This window comes from Microbacterium sp. AC035 (genome assembly GCF_979258485.1).
Map to the genome: position 1 here is coordinate 3,238,406 of NZ_OZ409858.1, position 15,928 is coordinate 3,254,333.

19 protein-coding genes are annotated in these 15,928 nt (G+C 68.5%); 8 read left to right on the forward strand and 11 right to left on the reverse strand.

The features are described from left to right. Positions 1-10: 10 nt before the first annotated feature. Entirely contained in the window at positions 11-490 is a 480-nt protein-coding gene (gene soxR / locus ACZ0AA_RS15695; RefSeq protein ID WP_463513512.1) for a redox-sensitive transcriptional activator SoxR, read from the reverse strand. Between the two features lie 81 nt (positions 491-571). Here soxR and fdxA point away from each other — a divergent pair, with 81 nt between their 5' ends. The 3 genes from fdxA to ACZ0AA_RS15710 are packed head-to-tail and all read left to right on the forward strand — an operon-like array spanning position 572 to position 2,060. Then, positions 572-898 carry a ferredoxin gene (fdxA, locus tag ACZ0AA_RS15700; protein ID WP_400862617.1) on the forward strand — a complete coding sequence of 109 codons (327 nt, stop codon included), beginning with the start codon at positions 572-574 and terminating at the stop codon, positions 896-898. Next, on the forward strand, positions 895-1,419 hold the full coding sequence (locus ACZ0AA_RS15705) for a flavin reductase family protein (RefSeq protein ID WP_400862616.1): 525 nt from the start codon (positions 895-897) through the stop codon (positions 1,417-1,419). Before fdxA ends, ACZ0AA_RS15705 begins: the two co-directional genes overlap by 4 nt. Before the next feature lie 11 nt (positions 1,420-1,430). Continuing rightward, a complete protein-coding gene (locus ACZ0AA_RS15710) occupies positions 1,431-2,060 on the forward strand; it encodes a superoxide dismutase (protein ID WP_463513513.1) in 630 nt (209 codons plus the stop codon). Positions 2,061-2,204: 144 nt separating this feature from the next. Here ACZ0AA_RS15710 and ACZ0AA_RS15715 read toward each other — a convergent pair whose 3' ends face one another. Both ACZ0AA_RS15715 and ACZ0AA_RS15720 read right to left on the reverse strand, forming a co-directional pair. Beyond that, positions 2,205-2,612, reverse strand: coding sequence for an arsenate reductase ArsC (locus ACZ0AA_RS15715; RefSeq protein WP_400862612.1), 408 nt, complete (start codon positions 2,610-2,612; stop codon positions 2,205-2,207). Further along, positions 2,609-3,946 carry an FAD-dependent oxidoreductase gene (locus tag ACZ0AA_RS15720; RefSeq protein WP_463513514.1) on the reverse strand — a complete coding sequence of 446 codons (1,338 nt, stop codon included), beginning with the start codon at positions 3,944-3,946 and terminating at the stop codon, positions 2,609-2,611. The genes ACZ0AA_RS15715 and ACZ0AA_RS15720 overlap by 4 nt, the downstream gene beginning before the upstream one ends. A gap of 81 nt (positions 3,947-4,027) precedes the next feature. On the opposite strand from ACZ0AA_RS15720, the gene ACZ0AA_RS15725 reads away from it, so the two are divergent. From ACZ0AA_RS15725 to nhaA, 3 genes are all read left to right on the forward strand, one after another. Then, positions 4,028-4,369 (forward strand): ArsR/SmtB family transcription factor, encoded by a 342-nt coding sequence (locus ACZ0AA_RS15725; RefSeq protein ID WP_463513515.1) that lies wholly within the window; start codon positions 4,028-4,030, stop codon positions 4,367-4,369. 32 nt (positions 4,370-4,401) lie between these two features. Then, positions 4,402-4,575, forward strand: a complete 174-nt coding sequence (locus ACZ0AA_RS15730; protein WP_164481681.1) for a hypothetical protein — start codon at positions 4,402-4,404, stop codon at positions 4,573-4,575. 64 nt (positions 4,576-4,639) lie between these two features. Next, on the forward strand, positions 4,640-5,920 hold the full coding sequence (gene nhaA, locus ACZ0AA_RS15735) for a Na+/H+ antiporter NhaA (RefSeq protein WP_463513516.1): 1,281 nt from the start codon (positions 4,640-4,642) through the stop codon (positions 5,918-5,920). A 9-nt stretch (positions 5,921-5,929) separates the two neighbouring features. On the opposite strand, the gene ACZ0AA_RS15740 is transcribed toward nhaA, so the two are convergent. The 4 genes from ACZ0AA_RS15740 to ACZ0AA_RS15755 all read right to left on the reverse strand — a co-directional run bounded on the left by ACZ0AA_RS15740 (position 5,930) and on the right by ACZ0AA_RS15755 (position 11,223). Next, positions 5,930-7,429, reverse strand: a complete 1,500-nt coding sequence (locus ACZ0AA_RS15740; RefSeq protein WP_400862605.1) for an arylsulfatase — start codon at positions 7,427-7,429, stop codon at positions 5,930-5,932. A gap of 85 nt (positions 7,430-7,514) precedes the next feature. Then, on the reverse strand, positions 7,515-8,408 hold the full coding sequence (locus tag ACZ0AA_RS15745; protein WP_463513853.1) for a formylglycine-generating enzyme family protein: 894 nt from the start codon (positions 8,406-8,408) through the stop codon (positions 7,515-7,517). 75 nt (positions 8,409-8,483) lie between these two features. Continuing rightward, a complete protein-coding gene (locus ACZ0AA_RS15750) occupies positions 8,484-9,494 on the reverse strand; it encodes a LacI family DNA-binding transcriptional regulator (protein WP_400862603.1) in 1,011 nt (336 codons plus the stop codon). Between the two features lie 67 nt (positions 9,495-9,561). Further along, entirely contained in the window at positions 9,562-11,223 is a 1,662-nt protein-coding gene (locus ACZ0AA_RS15755) for a glycoside hydrolase family 13 protein (RefSeq protein WP_463513517.1), read from the reverse strand. Positions 11,224-11,361: 138 nt separating this feature from the next. On the opposite strand from ACZ0AA_RS15755, the gene ACZ0AA_RS15760 reads away from it, so the two are divergent. Next, positions 11,362-11,790 carry a DUF1761 domain-containing protein gene (locus tag ACZ0AA_RS15760; RefSeq protein WP_400862600.1) on the forward strand — a complete coding sequence of 143 codons (429 nt, stop codon included), beginning with the start codon at positions 11,362-11,364 and terminating at the stop codon, positions 11,788-11,790. Here the strand turns inward: ACZ0AA_RS15760 and ACZ0AA_RS15765 are convergent. After that, a complete protein-coding gene (locus ACZ0AA_RS15765; protein WP_400862598.1) occupies positions 11,787-12,236 on the reverse strand; it encodes a VOC family protein in 450 nt (149 codons plus the stop codon). The genes ACZ0AA_RS15760 and ACZ0AA_RS15765 overlap by 4 nt on opposite strands. Positions 12,237-12,397: 161 nt before the next feature. Here ACZ0AA_RS15765 and ACZ0AA_RS15770 point away from each other — a divergent pair, with 161 nt between their 5' ends. After that, positions 12,398-13,660, forward strand: a complete 1,263-nt coding sequence (locus ACZ0AA_RS15770; RefSeq protein WP_463513518.1) for a hypothetical protein — start codon at positions 12,398-12,400, stop codon at positions 13,658-13,660. 536 nt (positions 13,661-14,196) lie between these two features. On the opposite strand, the gene purQ is transcribed toward ACZ0AA_RS15770, so the two are convergent. The 3 genes from purQ to ACZ0AA_RS15785 all read right to left on the reverse strand — a co-directional run bounded on the left by purQ (position 14,197) and on the right by ACZ0AA_RS15785 (position 15,761). Continuing rightward, the gene (gene purQ, locus ACZ0AA_RS15775) at positions 14,197-14,904 is read right to left on the reverse strand and encodes a phosphoribosylformylglycinamidine synthase subunit PurQ (RefSeq protein WP_463513519.1); all 708 of its coding nucleotides are present in this window, start codon (positions 14,902-14,904) and stop codon (positions 14,197-14,199) included. Beyond that, complete coding sequence (gene purS / locus ACZ0AA_RS15780; protein WP_215171271.1) at positions 14,901-15,149, reverse strand: phosphoribosylformylglycinamidine synthase subunit PurS; 249 nt, start codon at positions 15,147-15,149, stop codon at positions 14,901-14,903. Before purS ends, purQ begins: the two co-directional genes overlap by 4 nt. Before the next feature lie 81 nt (positions 15,150-15,230). Next, complete coding sequence (locus ACZ0AA_RS15785) at positions 15,231-15,761, reverse strand: adenine phosphoribosyltransferase (protein ID WP_400862593.1); 531 nt, start codon at positions 15,759-15,761, stop codon at positions 15,231-15,233. Positions 15,762-15,928: the final 167 nt, after the last annotated feature.

Consider the following 15,928-nt stretch of genomic DNA (forward strand, 5'->3'; position numbering starts at 1 on the left):
ACGAGGGCGCTCAAGCGTCCTCGTCGCGGAGACGCTGGGGGCCCGCGCCCTGGCTGCTGAGCGCGTCACCGGGGTTGAGCAGGCCGCACGCCTTCATCGACAGGCAGCCGCAGCCGATGCATCCGGTCAGCTCGCGCTCCAGGCGCTCGATGCCCTCGCGGCGCTTCTCGAGCTCGCGCTTCCAGCGCCTCGACGCACGCTGCCAGTCCTCGTGGCTCGGCGTCTGCGTCAACGGAACGTCGGCGAACGCGTCGTGCACGTCCGACAGGGGGATGCCGAGGCGCTTCGCCACCGTGATGAGCGAGACCCGCCGCAGCATGTGCCTGGCATAGCGGCGCTGATTGCCCGCGGTGCGCGTCGAGGCGATGAGCCCGAGGCTCTCGTAGAAGTGCAGGGCCGACGGGGCGACCCCGGTGCGCCTGCTCATCTCTCCGATCGTCAGCGGCTCGTCAGGTCCGTGAATGACCTGCTCCGCATCGGTGTCGCTCATGCGCAGTCCTCCTCGATTTGACCTCAAGTGTACTTGAGGTCATACGGTTGCAACCGTGACCCGAACGGAGACCGCCACCCGATGACCTATGTGATCGCCCTGCCCTGCGTCGATGTCAAGGACCGTGCGTGCATCGACGAATGCCCTGTTGACTGCATCTATGAGGGCGAACGCTCGCTGTACATCCACCCGGACGAATGCGTCGACTGCGGCGCGTGCGAACCGGTGTGCCCCGTCGAGGCGATCTACTACGAAGACGACCTGCCGGAAGAATGGCAGGACTACTACAAGGCCAACGTCGAGTTCTTCGACGAGCTCGGCTCGCCCGGCGGCGCGGCGAAACTCGGCGTCATCGAACACGACCACCCGATCATCGCCGCACTTCCGCCCCAGGAGGCACCCGAATGAGCACCCAGCAGCATCCCGCAGCGCCGGTCCCCTCCGAGGTCGGTGAAGGGCTCAAGGCCGCGTTCCGCGCGCATCCGGCCGGCGTCGCGATCATCACCGCGATGACTCCCGCCGGCCCGGTGGGGCTCACGGCATCCAGCGTCGCATCCGTCGCGGTCGACCCCGCCGCAATCGTGTTCTCGGTCACCAGGGCGACCGGCAGCGCGGGCTCGATCCTCAACGCCGAGTCGTTCGTCGTGCACCTGATCGACGACGAGCACTCGGCTCTGGCGCAGAGCTTCGCGGTGAGCGGCGCCGATCGCTTCACCCCCGAACAGGGGTGGAGCACCCTTCCGACCGGTGAGCCGTACCTCGCGGAGGCGCGCGCTGCGATGCGCGGTCACACGATGTCGACGGTCGCGGTCGGCTCATCGACCGTCGTGGTCGCCGAGATCGACGAGGTGCTGCTCGGGCGGCCGGGCCGACCGCTCGTCTACCTCGACCGCCGATTCCACTCACTCCCTACCGACCAGAACGACTGAAAGGAACACGCATGACCACTCCGTACACCCTCCCCGAGCTGCCGTACGACTACGCGGCGCTCGCCCCGCACATCTCGGGCAAGATCATGGAGCTGCATCACTCCAAGCACCACCAGGCGTACGTCACCGGCGCCAACACCGCGCTCGAGCAGCTGGCCGGAGCACGCGAGTCCGGTGACTTCGCTGCCGTGAACAAGCTCGAGAAGGACCTCGCGTTCAACCTCGGCGGACACATCAACCACTCGGTGTTCTGGGAGAACCTGTCGCCCGACGGCGGCGGAAACCCCGAAGGCGAGCTCGAGGCGGCGCTGACCGATGCGTTCGGCTCGATCGACGCCTTCCGCGCCCACTTCACCGCGACCGCGCTCGGCGTGCAGGGCTCGGGCTGGGCCGTGCTCGCCTGGGACAGCGTCGGAGCGCGACCGGTCATCTTCCAGCTGTTCGACCAGCAGGGCAACGCTCCGCTCGGCGTGACGCCGCTGCTGCAGCTCGACGTCTGGGAGCACGCCTACTACCTCGACTACCTCAACGTGCGCGCCGACTACGTCAAGGCGTTCTGGGAGCTCGTCAACTGGTCCGACGTGCAGCGCCGGTTCCAGGCTGTGCAGGAGAAGACTGCCGGGCTCATCGTCGCCCGCTGACCCTTTTCTGAGTGGAGTCCGTCCGACGCGGCGCTGTCGACAGTGCGCCGCGTGGGGCGGACTTCTCCCTGTCCGGCGGAGGATGCCGCAGCATCCGTCCGCCCGTCGCGGCGTGCTCCGCCCGACAGGGAGCTGGATACCGCGTCAGGCCAGCAGTTCGCCCGCGAGCGCCTCGATGCGGCGCCGGATGTCGTCGCGGATCGGTCGCACGGCGTCGATGCCCTGCCCGGCCGGGTCGTCGAGCTTCCAGTCCTCGTAGCGCTTGCCGGGGAAGAACGGGCACGCGTCGCCGCATCCCATCGTGATCACGACGTCGGATGCCTGCACCGCCTCGGTCGTGAGCACCTTGGGCTGCTCGGCGGTGATGTCGATGCCGAGCTCGCTCATCGCCTCGACCGCGACCGGGTTGATCTGGTCGGCGGGCATGGAGCCGGCCGAGCGCACCTCGATGCGGCCGCCTGAGACCTCGCGCAGGAAGCCTGCGGCCATCTGGGAGCGTCCTGCGTTGTGCACGCAGACGAACAGGACGGAGGGCTTGGCTGTGGTGGTCATGATGTCTCCAGGGTAAGTGAACGCGTGGGGCCGAGGACGGTCAACGGCGATCTGCCGATCTGCAGCACGGTCGGTGCGGCACAGCAGCTTGCGGCATCCGCCTCACCGAAGTCACCCGATCCGCCGCACACGCCGGTGTCCGGGAGGGTGAGGTCTTTTCGTGCCGCGGCCTCGTGATCTCCGGCCAGGTGCGCGGCGACGCTGCGCACCTGCTCGTACCCCGTCAGTGCGAGGAACGTCGGCGCGCGGCCGTACGACTTCGCGCCGACGATGAAGAGCCCGAGCTCCGGTTGGGCGAGCTCGCGTGCGCCGGTCGCCGACACCGATCCGCACGAGTGGATGTTCGGGTCGATCTCTGCGGCGATGCCGGCGACCGCCTCGAGAGCGGGGTCGAGATCGATGCGCAGCTCCCGCAGGATGCCGGTGTCCGGCCGGAATCCGGTGAGCGCGAACACCCGCCCGACATCCGCCACCTCGCGTCCGTCCTCCGCCACGATCGTCATGCCGTCGCCCCCGCGGCGGAACTCAGCCACGCGGAATCCTGTCACGAGCTCGATCACACCCTCGTCGATGACCTTGCGGGCGCGAGAACCCAAGGCGGCGCGCTCCGGCAGCTCGTCTCCGCTGCCGCCGCCGAAGACGTTCGCGGCGCTCCCTCGGCGCAGCAGCCAGGTCACGCGGGTCCCCGTCGATCGGCGAGCCAGCTCACTCAGGCGCAGCACCGCGTGCGTGGCGGAGTGCCCCGCACCCACGACGACGACGTGCTCACCGGCGAGCTCTGACACATCGTCCGGGATGCGGTACGAGATGAGGTCGGATGCCGCCGACTCGCCGACCGCGGGGAAGCCATCGGCGCCTGCGGGATTCGGCATGCTCCACGTGCCGCTCGCATCGACCACGGCCCGGGCGAGGATCCGTGACTCGAATCCGTCGGCGTCGACGGTGTGCACGACGAGCGGCTGGCTCTTGCGCCCTGCGTCGACGACCTTGTCGCGCCCCTGGCGTGCGACGCCCGTGACGGTCGTCGAGTACTTCACGCGGTGTCCCAGGGCATTCGCGAGCGGCGCCAGGTAGCCGCTCACCCATTCCGCCCCTGTGGGGTATCCCGAAGCAGGAGCGCTCCATCCCGTCGGCTCGAGCAGGCGACGTGCGGCGGCGTCGGTCAGCTCCGACCATGCCGAGAACAGACGCACGTGCCCCCACTCCGAGACGGCGCTCGCAGCTCCGCGCCCCCGTTCGACGACCACGACGTCTTCGCCTCGTTCGACCAGGTGCGCGGCTGCGGCGAGACCCTGCGGGCCTGCTCCGATGACGACGACGGGAAGGTCTGGCATCATGTCTCCTCGAATCGATGAACGTCAATATGAAGCATCCGGCACGTATCGAAGAATGTCAATACGTGAGAGGATGGCGGCATGATGCTTCCGGCCACCATCGCAGACACCGCCTGCTGCACGCCGCGATCGGCATCCGCTCTGCCCCTCGCGGAGGCCGAGCGCATCGCCCGGCTGTTCAAAGCGCTCGGCGACCCGACCCGCATCCGCCTGCTGTCGCTCATCTCGTCGGCCGAGGGCGGCGAGGCCTGCATCTGCGATCTCACCGATCCGGTCGGCCTGTCGCAGGGCACCGTCTCGCACCACATGAAGCTGCTGGCCGACGCCGGCCTCGTCACTCGCGAGCAGCGCGGCAAGTGGGCCTATTTCTCCCTCGCCGACGGCGCGCTCGACGCGGCGGGCGAAGCGCTGCGAGGCGTCTGAGTCACTCAGGCATGCCCCGATAGGCTGGTTCCATGGCCCTTCTCTCGATCGCCGGCTCGACGCGCGCTCCGCATGAGCTGCGCTCGGCGACCCCGATGAGGAAGTCGATGCGCGTCGTCATGCATCCGGGGACCAACGGGTGGACCAGCGTCTGGGGCACGCTCTCGCACGGTGAGATCGCGGGCTGCCCGCCGCCACGCGACTAGACCGCGCCTCGATGGGGTGCGGTCTTCCGCGCCGTTCACCCCTTCTCTCGCGTGAGGTCTCTTCGTGTCCACTTCTCCCGTCCGCACCCGTCCCCGTCTCCGCCTGGCTCCGCACGAGCTGTGGCGCGGCATCCGCAACAACGCCCGCAGCGATGTGCTCGGGGGCTCCCTCCTGCTCGCCGCCACCGTCGCCGCGCTGATCCTCGCCAACACCCCCGCGGTGTCGTGGTACGAATCGGTGCGCGACTTCACGTTCGGCATCCCCGAGCTGCATCTCGATCTGAGCATCGGCGCCTGGGCGGCCGACGGTCTGCTGGCGATCTTCTTCTTCGTCGTCGGCCTCGAGCTGAAGGAGGAGTTCGTCACCGGCCGCCTGCGCGATCCGCGCCAGGCCGCGCTGCCGATCGCCGCGGCTGTCGGCGGTGTGATCGTGCCGGCTGTCATCTTCGCCCTGATCAACGCCGGGGACGGCGACGCCCTGCGCGGCTGGGCCATCCCCACAGCGACGGACATCGCGTTCGCGGTCGCGGTGATCGCCGTGGTCGGAAAGTTCCTCCCACCCGCGCTGCGTGTCTTCCTCCTCACACTCGCGATCATCGACGACCTGATCGCCATCACGATCATCGCGACCTTCTACACCGACACGATCAGCCTCCCGTGGCTGACGCTCGCCCTGCTGCCCCTGGCCGGGTTCGCCCTGCTCGTGCAGAAGGGCGTGCGGGCATGGTGGATCCTGCTGCCTCTCGCGATCGCCGTGTGGGTCTGCATCCACGCCGCAGGCATCCATGCGACCGTCGCGGGTGTGCTGCTCGGCTTCGTCGTGCCGGTCGTCCCGACCGAGCGCGCCCGCGTGCGTCGAGGGACCGATGCCGACGGCGAGCCGGTCTACGACGGCCTCGCACCGCACTTCGCCGACCGGTGGGGTGTCGTGGCGACGCTGTTCGCCGTGCCCGTGTTCGCCTTCTTCGCTGCGGGGGTCACGATCGGCGGACTCGAGGGGCTCGCGTCCGCGCTGACCGACCCGATCGCGATCGGCATCATCGTCGGACTCGTGCTGGGCAAGCCGATCGGGATCCTCGCGACCACGTTCCTGCTCAGCCGTGTGCCCGCTCTGCGCCTCGATGAGACGCTGCGCTGGCTCGACCTCACCGGCATGGCGTTCCTCGCGGGAATCGGCTTCACCGTCTCGCTGCTCGTCGGCGAGCTCGCCTACGGGTCGAGTTCGGTCGCCGACGAGCACGTCAAGATCGGCGTGCTCCTCGGCTCGCTCATCGCCGCGGTGATCGGCGGGCTGATGCTCGCGAGGCGCAACGCGCTCGCCCGCCGATCGCTGCTCGACGCCTGAGGATGCCGGTCAGGAGCTGCCGACCGTCGACTGCAGCTTCGCCATGACCTGGGTGATGGTGAACGACGCCGACTCCTGCCGAGCGGGGAACTCGACGAGGCTGTGCAGCATGGTCGCGACGTAGGCCTGCGCCGGGATGAACAGGAAGATGTGGTCGAGCACCCAGTCCCAGTACGTGTTCGACGTGATGTCGGCGCGCTCGAAGGGGTCGGTGCGCAGGTTGAAGAGCTTCGGGAACCGCAACTCGATATAGGGCTCCTGCCAGACCTGCAGGGTTCCGACGGCACGCTGCTCGAGGAAGACGAACTTCCAGTTCTCGAAGCGCAGCGCCGTGAGGTCGCCGTCGTCCGAGACGTAGAAGAAGTGACGCCTCGGGCTGTGTTCGACAGCGCCGGTGATGTAGTCGAGCTGGTTGTTGCCGTCGAGATGGACCGTGAAGTCGGTGCCGTGCAGCTCCGTGCCCGACTTCAGGCGATCGGCGATGTCGGTGTCTCCGGCCGCGGCCAGCAAGGTCACGAACCAGTCGTTGTGACTGACGATGCCGTTCAGCGTCGTGCCTGCCGGAACGTGTCCCGGCCAGCGCACCATCGCGGGCACCCGATAGGCGCCCTCCCAGTTCGAGTTCTTCTCGTTGCGGAACGGCGTCATGCCGGCATCCGGCCAGCTGTTCATGTGCGGGCCGTTGTCGGTCGAGTACATGACGATCGTGTTCTCTGCGAGGCCGAGCTCGTCGAGCAGATCGAGCAGGCTGCCCACCACGTCGTCGTGATCGAGCATCGTGTCGTGATACTCCGACTGCCAGCGGCCGGCCCGCCCCTTGCTCTCCTCTTTCGTGTGCGTGCGGAAGTGCATGTGCGTCGAGTTGAACCAGACGAAGAACGGGGTGTCGTCGTCGGCCTGCTGACGGATGAAGTCTGCCGCCGCGTCGCGGAATTCCTCGTCGACCGTCTCCATGCGCTTCTTCGTCAGGGGGCCGGTGTCTTCGATGCGCTGCGTGCCGTCGTCGTTCGCCCACGAGTGGATCACACCGCGAGGGCGGAACCGCTCGCTGAACCCCGGGTACTCCTCGTCGGTCGGGTAGTCCGGGTGCTCCGGCTCCTCCTCGGCGTTGAGGTGATAGAGGTTGCCGAAGAACTCGTCGAAGCCGTGCGCGGTCGGCAGGTGCTCGTCGCGGTCGCCGAGGTGGTTCTTGCCGAACTGCCCGGTGGCATAGCCGTGATGCTTGAGCGCGTCGGCGATCGTCGGATCCTCGGGCTGGAGACCCAGCTTCGCCCCCGGCATCCCCACCTTCGTGAGACCGGTGCGGTACGGGTTCTGGCCCGTGATGAAGGCTGCGCGCCCGGCCGTGCAGCTCTGCTCGCCGTAGTAATCGGTGAACTTCGCGCCCTCAGCGGCGATCCGGTCGATGTTCGGAGTCCGATAGCCCATCAGGCCGTCGGTGTAGGTGCTCAGATTGGCGATGCCGATGTCATCGCCCCAGATGATGAGGATGTTGGGCTTGTCGGACATGATCGCTCCTCGGTCGGCGGTGAGGCCGGGCAGGCGCCCGTGCCGCTCAGCCAACCAGGGGCCCGGGCCGATGCCCAGGGGGGCCTCACACAGAGCGGGTGAGGCGGAATCCGATGTGCGACATGCCGGTGTCCTCGGCCTGAGGCGAGCGTGCGGCCGGGCGGAAGCGCAGGCAGTAGTCGGGGGAGCACAGGTGCGATCCGCCTTTCAGCACACGGCGCGGGATGCTGGGGAACCCCTCCTGTGCGCTCGCAGCGGCCAGCAGGTTCGCGCGCTTGCCAGGATCCACCGGCTTATCCGACAGCTTCAGATGCCGCGGCGTGTAGAAGTCGCTCGTCCACTCCCAGACGTTCGCGATCATGTCATACAGGCCGTAGCCGTTGGGGGCGTACGACCCGACCGGGGCCGTGCCGCCGACGCCCTGGTTGTCATACGGGAAGCGACCCAGCCAGGAGTTGGCCTGCGCCTCGCCACCGGGATAAGGCTCGTCGCCCCAGGCGAACGGCGCACCGTCGACCCCGCCCCGGGCGGCGTACTCGTGCTCGGCCTCGGTGGGCAGCCGCATCCCGACCCAGTCGGCGTAGGCGACGGCATCTTCGAAGGCGATGTGCACGACCGGATGCTGCAGTCGATCGTCGATCGACGAGTCGGGGCCGAACGGATGCCGCCATGAGGCGCCCGCCTGCCAGCGCCACCAGTTGCGCCAGTTGCGCAGGTCCGTCGGGCCGGTGGTCGGTGTGAAGACCATGGAGCCCGGCAGGAGATCCTTCGGATCCGCGTCGGGGAACGCAGTCGGGTCGAGCGGCCGCTCGGCCACGGTGACATAGCCGGTCGCATCGACGAACTCGGCGTACTGAGCGTTGGTCACCTCGTAGCGGTCGATCTCGAACGACGCGACCGCGCGCTCGTGCACCGGACGCTCGTCGGGATAGAAATCCTCGGACCCCATCCGAAACGTTCCGGCGGGAATCAGCACCATGTCGCGAATGTTCGTCACCCGCGTCAGCGTAGCGTCCGGGTCGTCGCGCGGAGCAGGATGCTCGCCCGCGTGGGGCTAGCCGACCAGGCGTGCGGTCGTGCCGCGGACGTTCAGCTCGTAGGGGAGCTCCGCCGGAATGCCGGCGGCGTCGCCGTCGGCGAGCTTGGCGAGCACGGCGTCCGCCGCACGCTCGCCCTGGCCCAGCGGGAACTGGTCGACGGTGCTGAGCCGGAAGAACTCGCCGAGCTCGTGACCGTCGATGCCCACGATCGAGAGATCGTCCGGCACGGCGAAGCCGAGGTCGCGGGCGGCGAGGATCGCGCCGATCGCCATCTCGTCGGATGCGGCGAACACGGCGGTGGGCCTCGGGCCCGGACGGCCGAGCAGCTGCTTCGCCGCCCGGTAACCGCCCTCGACCGTGAAGTCGGCGGGTTCGAGGAAGGCGGGGTTCAACGGGATGCCTGCCTTCGCGAGTGCCTTCTCGAAGCCCAGACGACGGTTCGTCGGGATGTGGAAGTCGATGTCGAACTCGGGATTCGCGCCGATGTGCGCGATGTCGTGGTGGCCGAGCCCGATCAGGTGCTCTGTCGCGAGCTGGGCGACGGCCACGTCATCGACGGTGAGGGTGTCGAGCTTCGGGTTGGGGCCGCCGATCGCGATCACCGGCAGGCCGAGGTCGAGCAGATACTGCGTCTCGTCGTCGTCGAGCTCGATCGACACCGCGATCACAGCATCCACTCGCTGCCGCCGTAGGAACGTGTCGAACACGTGGCGGCGCACGTCCTTGTCGGCGGTGATGTTGTAGAGCGTGATGTCGTAGCCCTCGCGCATCAGGGCGGAGGACACCCCTGACAGCACCGTGCTGAAGAACCAGCGGTCGAGAAAGGGCACGACCACGCCGATGTTGCGGGTGCGGCCGGATGCCAGGCTCGAGGCCCGCGACGACACGACGTAGCCGAGCGCCGATGCCGCCTCCTGCACGCGCAGGCGTGCGGACTCCGACACATGACCTCGACCGCTCAAGGCGCGGGAGACGGTCGCGGTCGAGACGCCGGCGAGCCGGGCGACCTCATCGATGCTCGCCATGGGATTCCTCTCTGAGCCGATGGGGCCGCGGCATCCTCACAGATGCCGCGGCCCCACCGTGTTCGGCTTACGCCGTGGTGTACCAGACGGCCGTGTCCACCGGCACGGCGCCACCGTCGAACGGCTGGCTCTGCAGGATCACGAACGCGTCGGACGGCAGCGGCACAGGTTCCGTGCCCAGGTTCGCGAGCACGTGCACGTCGCCGCGGCGGAACGCGACGGCATCCGCTCCCGCGTCCTCCCAGACCAGCGATCCGCTGCCGAAGCCGTACTCACGACGTCCGGCGAGCAGGCGCTTGTAGAGCGCGAGCGTCGAGCCCGGGTCCACCTCTTCCACGTCGCGCGAGTAGGAGGACCAGTCGGCCGGCTGCGGCAGCCACGATGCGCCGGTCTCGTTGAAGCCGAATGCCGGAGCATCCGCCTCCCAGGGCAGCGGCACGCGGCATCCGTCACGGCCGTACCGCTCGCCGTTCGTGCGGAACCACGTCGGGTCCTGACGGAACGCGTCAGGGATCTCCATGGCCTCGGGAAGGCCGAGCTCCTCGCCCTGGTACAGGTATGCCGACCCGGGGAGAGCGAGCATCACGGTCGTCGCCGCGCGAGCACGGGCGAGCCCGATGGCGGTGTCGGGCTTGTGCGGGGTGTTCGGGCCGATGCCCTCGCCCTGCGGGTTGTCGTCGGTGAGGGCGAGGCGCGATGCGTGGCGCACCACGTCGTGGTTCGACAGCACCCAGGTGCTGGGGGCGCCGACGGCGCCGAACGCGTCGAGCGACTCGCGGATGACGTCGCCGAGGGCCTTCGCGTCCCACTCGGTCATCAGGTAAGGGAAGTTGAACGTCTGGTGCATCTCGTCGGGGCGCACCCACAGAGCGGTCTGCTTCAGCGTCGGCATCCAGGCCTCACCGCACAGCGCGCGGTCGCCGTCGTACTCGGCGAGCACCTTGTGCCAGTCGCGGTAGATGTCGTGCACGCCGTCCTGACCCCAGTACGGCACATTCGCCTCGCCGCCGCCCATCGAGTCGGCATCGGCCGGCGGCGTGTAGTCGGGCAGGCCTTCCGCCTTGATCATGCCGTGGGCGACGTCGACGCGGAAGCCGTCGACACCGCGGTCGAGCCAGAAGCGCAGGATCGAGCGGAACTCCTCCCGCACCTCTTCGTTGTTCCAGTCGAAGTCCGGCTGCGTGGGGTCGAAGATGTGCAGGTACCACTGGCCCGGCGTGCCGTCGGCCTCGGTGATGCGCTCCCACATCCCGCCGCCGAAGACGGACTCCCAGTTGTTCGGGGGCAGCTCGCCGTTCTTGCCCTTGCCGTCACGGAAGATGTAGCGCGCACGCTCAGGGCTGCCAGGAGCCGCTTTCAGCGCCTCCTGGAACCAGGCGTGCTGCGCGGAGGAGTGGTTGGGGACCAGGTCGACGACCACGCGGATGCCGCGGGCGTGCGCCTCGTTCAGCATCGTGTCGAAGTCGTCGAGCGTGCCGAACAGCGGATCGACGTCGCGGTAGTCGGCCACGTCGTACCCCGCGTCGCGCTGCGGGCTCGTCATGAACGGGCTCAGCCAGATCGCATCGACGCCGAGCTCCTCCAGCGAGTCGAGCCGGCTGGTGATGCCGGGCAGGTCGCCGATGCCGTCGCCAGAGGCGTCGGCGAACGAACGGGGGTAGATCTGGTAGATGACCGCGCTGCGCCACCACTCGGAACCGGGGGCTGCGATCTGCTCAAGCTGTGCCATGGCAACAGATTAGTGCAAACGCTTGCAGGTCTGCCACCATTGCGATCGAATCGTTTCGGGGAAGCAATATCTCACGTCGCTCCACAGCGACTTGCAGGCCGAGAGTAGGCTTCGGGCATCCGACGACTGGAGGCTGTCATGGTTCCCGAGATCAACTACTGGGCCGTTCTGCTCGCGACCGCCTCGAGCATGGTCGTAGGCACGATCTGGTACTCCCCGAAGGTGTTCGGCACGCGCTGGTCGAAGCTCGCGAACGTCGACATGGACCGCCCCGGTTCGAGCGCGACGATGGCGATCATCACCACGGTTCTGGTGAGCTTCGCGACGGCCTGGGTGCTGGCCGGAGCCTCCGCCATCGCCTGGCACTTCTACGACGGGTCGTTCTTCTGGGCGGCGGTCGTCACCGGCGTGCTGCTCTGGGCCGGTTTCACCGCCGCGCGGTTCATCACCCACGATGCGTTCGAGGGGCGCCCGACCGCACTGACCACCATGAACATCGCCCACGAACTCGTCACGATCGCGGTCATGGCATTGATCATCGGGGTCTGGCCACCCGCTCTCGGCTAGCCCGCCGCGGCATCCTTCGTGAGGTCCTGCGCGAACATCACGAGGATCCCGCTCGGGCCTCGCAGGTAGGTGAGCTTGTATACGTCCTGGTAGTTCGCGACTCCTCGGAGCGGGTGATACCCGTGCCGCGCGGCGATGGCCAGGGACTCGTCTATGTCGTCGACCGAGAACGCGACCCGGTGCATCCCGATCTCGTTCGGCAGGGTGGGCTCGGTCTCGATCGCCTCGGGGTGGATGTACTCGAACAGCTCGAGCTGGCCGTGGCCGTCCGGAGTCTGCAGCACGGCGATCTTCGCATGATTGCCGTCGAGGCCGACCGCGGTGTCGGCCCACTCTCCGCTGACCTCGTCGCGGCCGAGGACGGTGAGGCCGAGATCGGTGAAGAAGGCGATGGTCGCGTCGAGGTCGCGCACGGCGATGCCGACGTTCTCCAGAGTGATGGGCATGGGTCGCATGCTACTCGCGGGGCCGACACGCCGGATGCGGCGAAAGACTAGACCTTCGCCCCTTCCGCCGAGACTTCCTGGTATGCCAGCATTTTGCACGTGACCTTCTGGTCGCCTGCGGTTCGTGCACGCGAACCACGGTTCAGACCGAAGGGGTATCGATGTCGGGTTCGCCGCGCCGATCGGCTCCGTGGGTGATCGCCGCCGCGCTGGTCGCCGCGACCCTCGTCGCGGGTGCCGCGACCGCCGCGTCCGGCGATGGCCCAGCCGACGCCCCGACCGCCGACGTCGCCTCCGACCCCACCCTGTCCGTCGCCCTGGCGTACGAGTTCCTGGACGCTCGTGTCGACGAGTTCTGCGACGGTGCGGGGCACTGCCTTCCGCGCAGTTACGAGGGTGGGTTCTTCACCGACCTGCCGACGTGGGACTTCACTCCGTCCTTCGTCTACGACGACGCACTCGTGGTGATCGCCTACACCGCCAGGGGTCTGCCGGAGGACATCCGTCGGGCGCAGACGGTCGCAGACACCCTGCTCTTCGTGCAGGAGAACGATCCGATCGGCGACGGACGAGTCCGCACGTCGTACGAACCCCACGGCATCCGACAGGGACGCGTCGAGATCACGGGTCCCGGCACGTTCACGGGCAACCAGGCGTGGGCGGGCATGGCGCTCGCACGTCTCTTCCACGCGACCGGTGAGTCGAAGTACCTCGACGGAGCCGTGCGGATCGCCGAGTGGATCCAGGCCAACACCGCCGACATGGTGCGTGCTCCCTTCGGCTACACCGGCGGTCAGCTCGAGAACGGCTCCTCGCTGGAATGGAAGTCCACCGAGCACAACAGCGACATCGCCGGCTTCTTCACGCAGCTCGCGCAGCTCACCGGGGATTCGGTGTGGGCCGACCGCGCCGCCGTCGCCACGACCTTCGTGGCGGCGATGCAGAGCGCTGACGGTCATGTCGACACCGGCACGCTGCTGGACGGCTCGACGGTCAACACTCGGCCCATCCCGCTCGACGCGCAGACGTGGAGCGCGCTCGCCACCGGTGACCCCCGGTACGACGTCGCTCTCGACTGGACGCTCGGCAACCTGATCGCGACCGACGGTCCGTATCAGGGGGCGTCGATCAGCGACGTGGACGTGTCGAAGGTGTGGTTCGAGGGATCGGGCCACCTGGCGCTCGCGCTCACGCTGCGCGACGCCGTGGGCGACGCCGACCGCGTGGAGACGCTGCTGAGCAGCATCCGACTCGGGCAGCGCGATGCGGCGAACGGCGACGGCAAGGGGATCGTCGCGACGTCGACCGACGGCCTCGACTCGGGCTTCGGCGACCTCTACTACGCCAGCCTGCACACCGGAGCGACGGCGTGGTACCTGCTGGCGGCAGCCGGCGACAACCCCTTCAGCCTTCCTGCCGACTGACCCACCGATCCCGGCGCGGGGTCGGTTGCGCGCGGTGCGGGGTCAATTGTGCATCGGAAACGCCTGTTTTGGATGCGCTTTTGGCCCCGCATGATGCGGAGGCGATGTGATGCCGTTTCGACCCCGGTGCGGGTGCTGCGCTCGGTGCGGGGTCAGTTGTGCACCCTGCGCTCGGTGCGGGGTCAGTTGTGCGTCGGAAACGCCGGTTTCGGATGCGCTTTTGGCCCCGCATGATGCGGATGCGACGTGATGCCGTTTCGACCCCGGTGCGGGTGCAGCGCGCCGTGCGGGGTCAGTTGTGCACCCTGCGCGCGGTGCGGGGCCAGTTACGCATCGGAAACGCCCGTTCTGGATGCTCTTTTGGCCCCGCAAGATGCGGGGATGAGCGCACGGATGCGGATGGGGATGCGGATGGGGTGGACGACCTCGCTCGGCGCGGCGCGGGCCGGGCGTGGGTGCGGGCGCGGGCGCGTTCGGCGCGGGTCCAGCTACGCGCTGTCGGCTGCGAGCCAGGCGCGGCGGAGGAGGCGCGGGGGCTACGCGGCGACGCGGGCGACCGCGGCGATCGCGCTCGTGAAGAAGTCGAGCCCGTCGAGTCCCGAGCGCATGGCGGCGGAGGTGTCGGGGCCGAAGCCGGCCTCGGTGGCGTGCTCGGGGTGCGGCATGAGCCCCACGACGTTGCCCGCCTCGTTGGTGAGTCCGGCGATGTCGCGCAGCGATCCGTTGGGATTGACCCCCGCATAGCGGAACGCGACGAGACCCTCGCCCTCGAGACGGTCGAGCGTCTCTTCGTCGGCGATGTACCCGCCGTCGGCGTTCTTGAGCGGGATCGTGATCTCCTGGCCGGTGCGGAACCGGTTGGTCCACGCCGTGTCGGAGTTCTCGACGATGAGCTTCTGATCACGACGCACGAAGTGCTGGTGGTCGTTGCGGATCAGACCGCCGGGCAGCAGGTGCGCCTCGACGAGCATCTGGAACCCGTTGCAGATTCCGAGGATCGGCATGCCTTTCGCGGCAGCATCCTTGACCTCGCTCATGATCGGCGAGAGAGCGGCGATCGCGCCTGCGCGCAGGTAGTCGCCGTAGCTGAAGCCGCCAGGCAGCACGAGAGCGTCGACGCCTTCGAGGTCGTGCGAACCGTGCCAGAGGGCGACGGGCTCGGCTCCGGCGATGCGCACAGCGCGCTGCGCGTCGCGATCGTCGAGCGAGCCCGGGAAGGTGATGACGCCGATGCGCGTGGTCACTCGGCGACCTCGATGCCCACGACGTCTTCGATCACGGAGTTGGAGAGCACCTCATCGGCGATGCGACGGGCCTCGGCGAGGATCTCGTCGGTGACCTCGCCCTCGACGGTGAGCTCGAAGCGCTTGCCGATGCGGACATCGGAGAAGCCCTCGACGCCCAGTCGGGTGAATGCGCCGGAGACGGCCTTCCCCTGGGGGTCGAGCAGTTCGGGCTTGGGCATGACGTCGACGACGATGGTGGGCATGAACGGCTCCGGAAGTCGCGGGCGGACGGGCGCGTTCAGTCTACCGGCTCGAGAGTCGCTCGATTCCCGGCGCGACGAGGCTCAGGCGTGGAAGACGGTGTGCAGGTCGCCGATGGCCTCGCGCCCGCCGAGCCCGTCGATCTCGAACAGCACCGAGATGCCGACGACGTGGCTGCCGAGGCGCTCGACCAGCTCCCGTCCGGCAGCGAGCGTGCCACCGGTGGCGAGCACGTCGTCGATCAGCAGCACACGCGATCCCGCGGGCAGGTCGTCGTGCATCTCGATAGTGGCGGTGCCGTACTCGAGGGCGTAGTCGACGGATGCCGCGGGGCGGGGCAGCTTGCCGGCCTTGCGGATCGGGATCAGGCCGACACCCGCTGCGATCGCCGCGGCTCCGGCGAGGATGAACCCTCGCGCTTCGATGCCGGCGACGACGTCGAACTGGCCGGCGAACGGCGCGATGATCGCGTCGGTCGTGGCCTGAAGGGCTTCGGCGTCGGCGAGCAGCGGCGTGATGTCGCGGAAGATGATTCCCGCCTCCGGGTAGTCCGGGATGCTGCGGATCAGCGATGCGGCACGGACGAGGGCGGGGGAGAGTTCGGTGTCGGGCACCGGACAAGGGTACGCCGCGTTCGTAACTCCGGAGAAACGAACCGCATCCAGCAGATTCCGGCCGTCCCGCCCCGAATCGCCCCGTTCTTCCGGAGTTATGGAGGCCAACAGCTCGGGCTTGACACCGTGGGAGCGCTCCCATAGAGTCACTGGACAGTGCGTGGGAG

What these genes read in the sequence shown, in the direction of transcription:
- ACZ0AA_RS15755 (WP_463513517.1), bottom strand. Translation starts at nt 11,223, where the DNA reads ATGGCACAGCTTGAGCAGATCGCAGCCCCCGGTTCCGAGTGGTGGCGC.
- ACZ0AA_RS15720 (WP_463513514.1), bottom strand. Translation starts at nt 3,946, where the DNA reads ATGCCAGACCTTCCCGTCGTCGTCATCGGAGCAGGCCCGCAGGGTCTC.
- ACZ0AA_RS15705 (WP_400862616.1), top strand. Translation starts at nt 895, where the DNA reads ATGAGCACCCAGCAGCATCCCGCAGCGCCGGTCCCCTCCGAGGTCGGT.
- ACZ0AA_RS15770 (WP_463513518.1), top strand. Translation starts at nt 12,398, where the DNA reads ATGTCGGGTTCGCCGCGCCGATCGGCTCCGTGGGTGATCGCCGCCGCG.
- ACZ0AA_RS15710 (WP_463513513.1), top strand. Translation starts at nt 1,431, where the DNA reads ATGACCACTCCGTACACCCTCCCCGAGCTGCCGTACGACTACGCGGCG.
- purS (WP_215171271.1), bottom strand. Translation starts at nt 15,149, where the DNA reads ATGCCCACCATCGTCGTCGACGTCATGCCCAAGCCCGAACTGCTCGAC.
- ACZ0AA_RS15760 (WP_400862600.1), top strand. Translation starts at nt 11,362, where the DNA reads ATGGTTCCCGAGATCAACTACTGGGCCGTTCTGCTCGCGACCGCCTCG.
- ACZ0AA_RS15765 (WP_400862598.1), bottom strand. Translation starts at nt 12,236, where the DNA reads ATGCCCATCACTCTGGAGAACGTCGGCATCGCCGTGCGCGACCTCGAC.
- fdxA (WP_400862617.1), top strand. Translation starts at nt 572, where the DNA reads ATGACCTATGTGATCGCCCTGCCCTGCGTCGATGTCAAGGACCGTGCG.
- ACZ0AA_RS15715 (WP_400862612.1), bottom strand. Translation starts at nt 2,612, where the DNA reads ATGACCACCACAGCCAAGCCCTCCGTCCTGTTCGTCTGCGTGCACAAC.
- ACZ0AA_RS15740 (WP_400862605.1), bottom strand. Translation starts at nt 7,429, where the DNA reads ATGTCCGACAAGCCCAACATCCTCATCATCTGGGGCGATGACATCGGC.
- ACZ0AA_RS15725 (WP_463513515.1), top strand. Translation starts at nt 4,028, where the DNA reads ATGATGCTTCCGGCCACCATCGCAGACACCGCCTGCTGCACGCCGCGA.
- soxR (WP_463513512.1), bottom strand. Translation starts at nt 490, where the DNA reads ATGAGCGACACCGATGCGGAGCAGGTCATTCACGGACCTGACGAGCCG.
- ACZ0AA_RS15730 (WP_164481681.1), top strand. Translation starts at nt 4,402, where the DNA reads ATGGCCCTTCTCTCGATCGCCGGCTCGACGCGCGCTCCGCATGAGCTG.
- ACZ0AA_RS15745 (WP_463513853.1), bottom strand. Translation starts at nt 8,408, where the DNA reads ATGGTGCTGATTCCCGCCGGAACGTTTCGGATGGGGTCCGAGGATTTC.
- ACZ0AA_RS15750 (WP_400862603.1), bottom strand. Translation starts at nt 9,494, where the DNA reads ATGGCGAGCATCGATGAGGTCGCCCGGCTCGCCGGCGTCTCGACCGCG.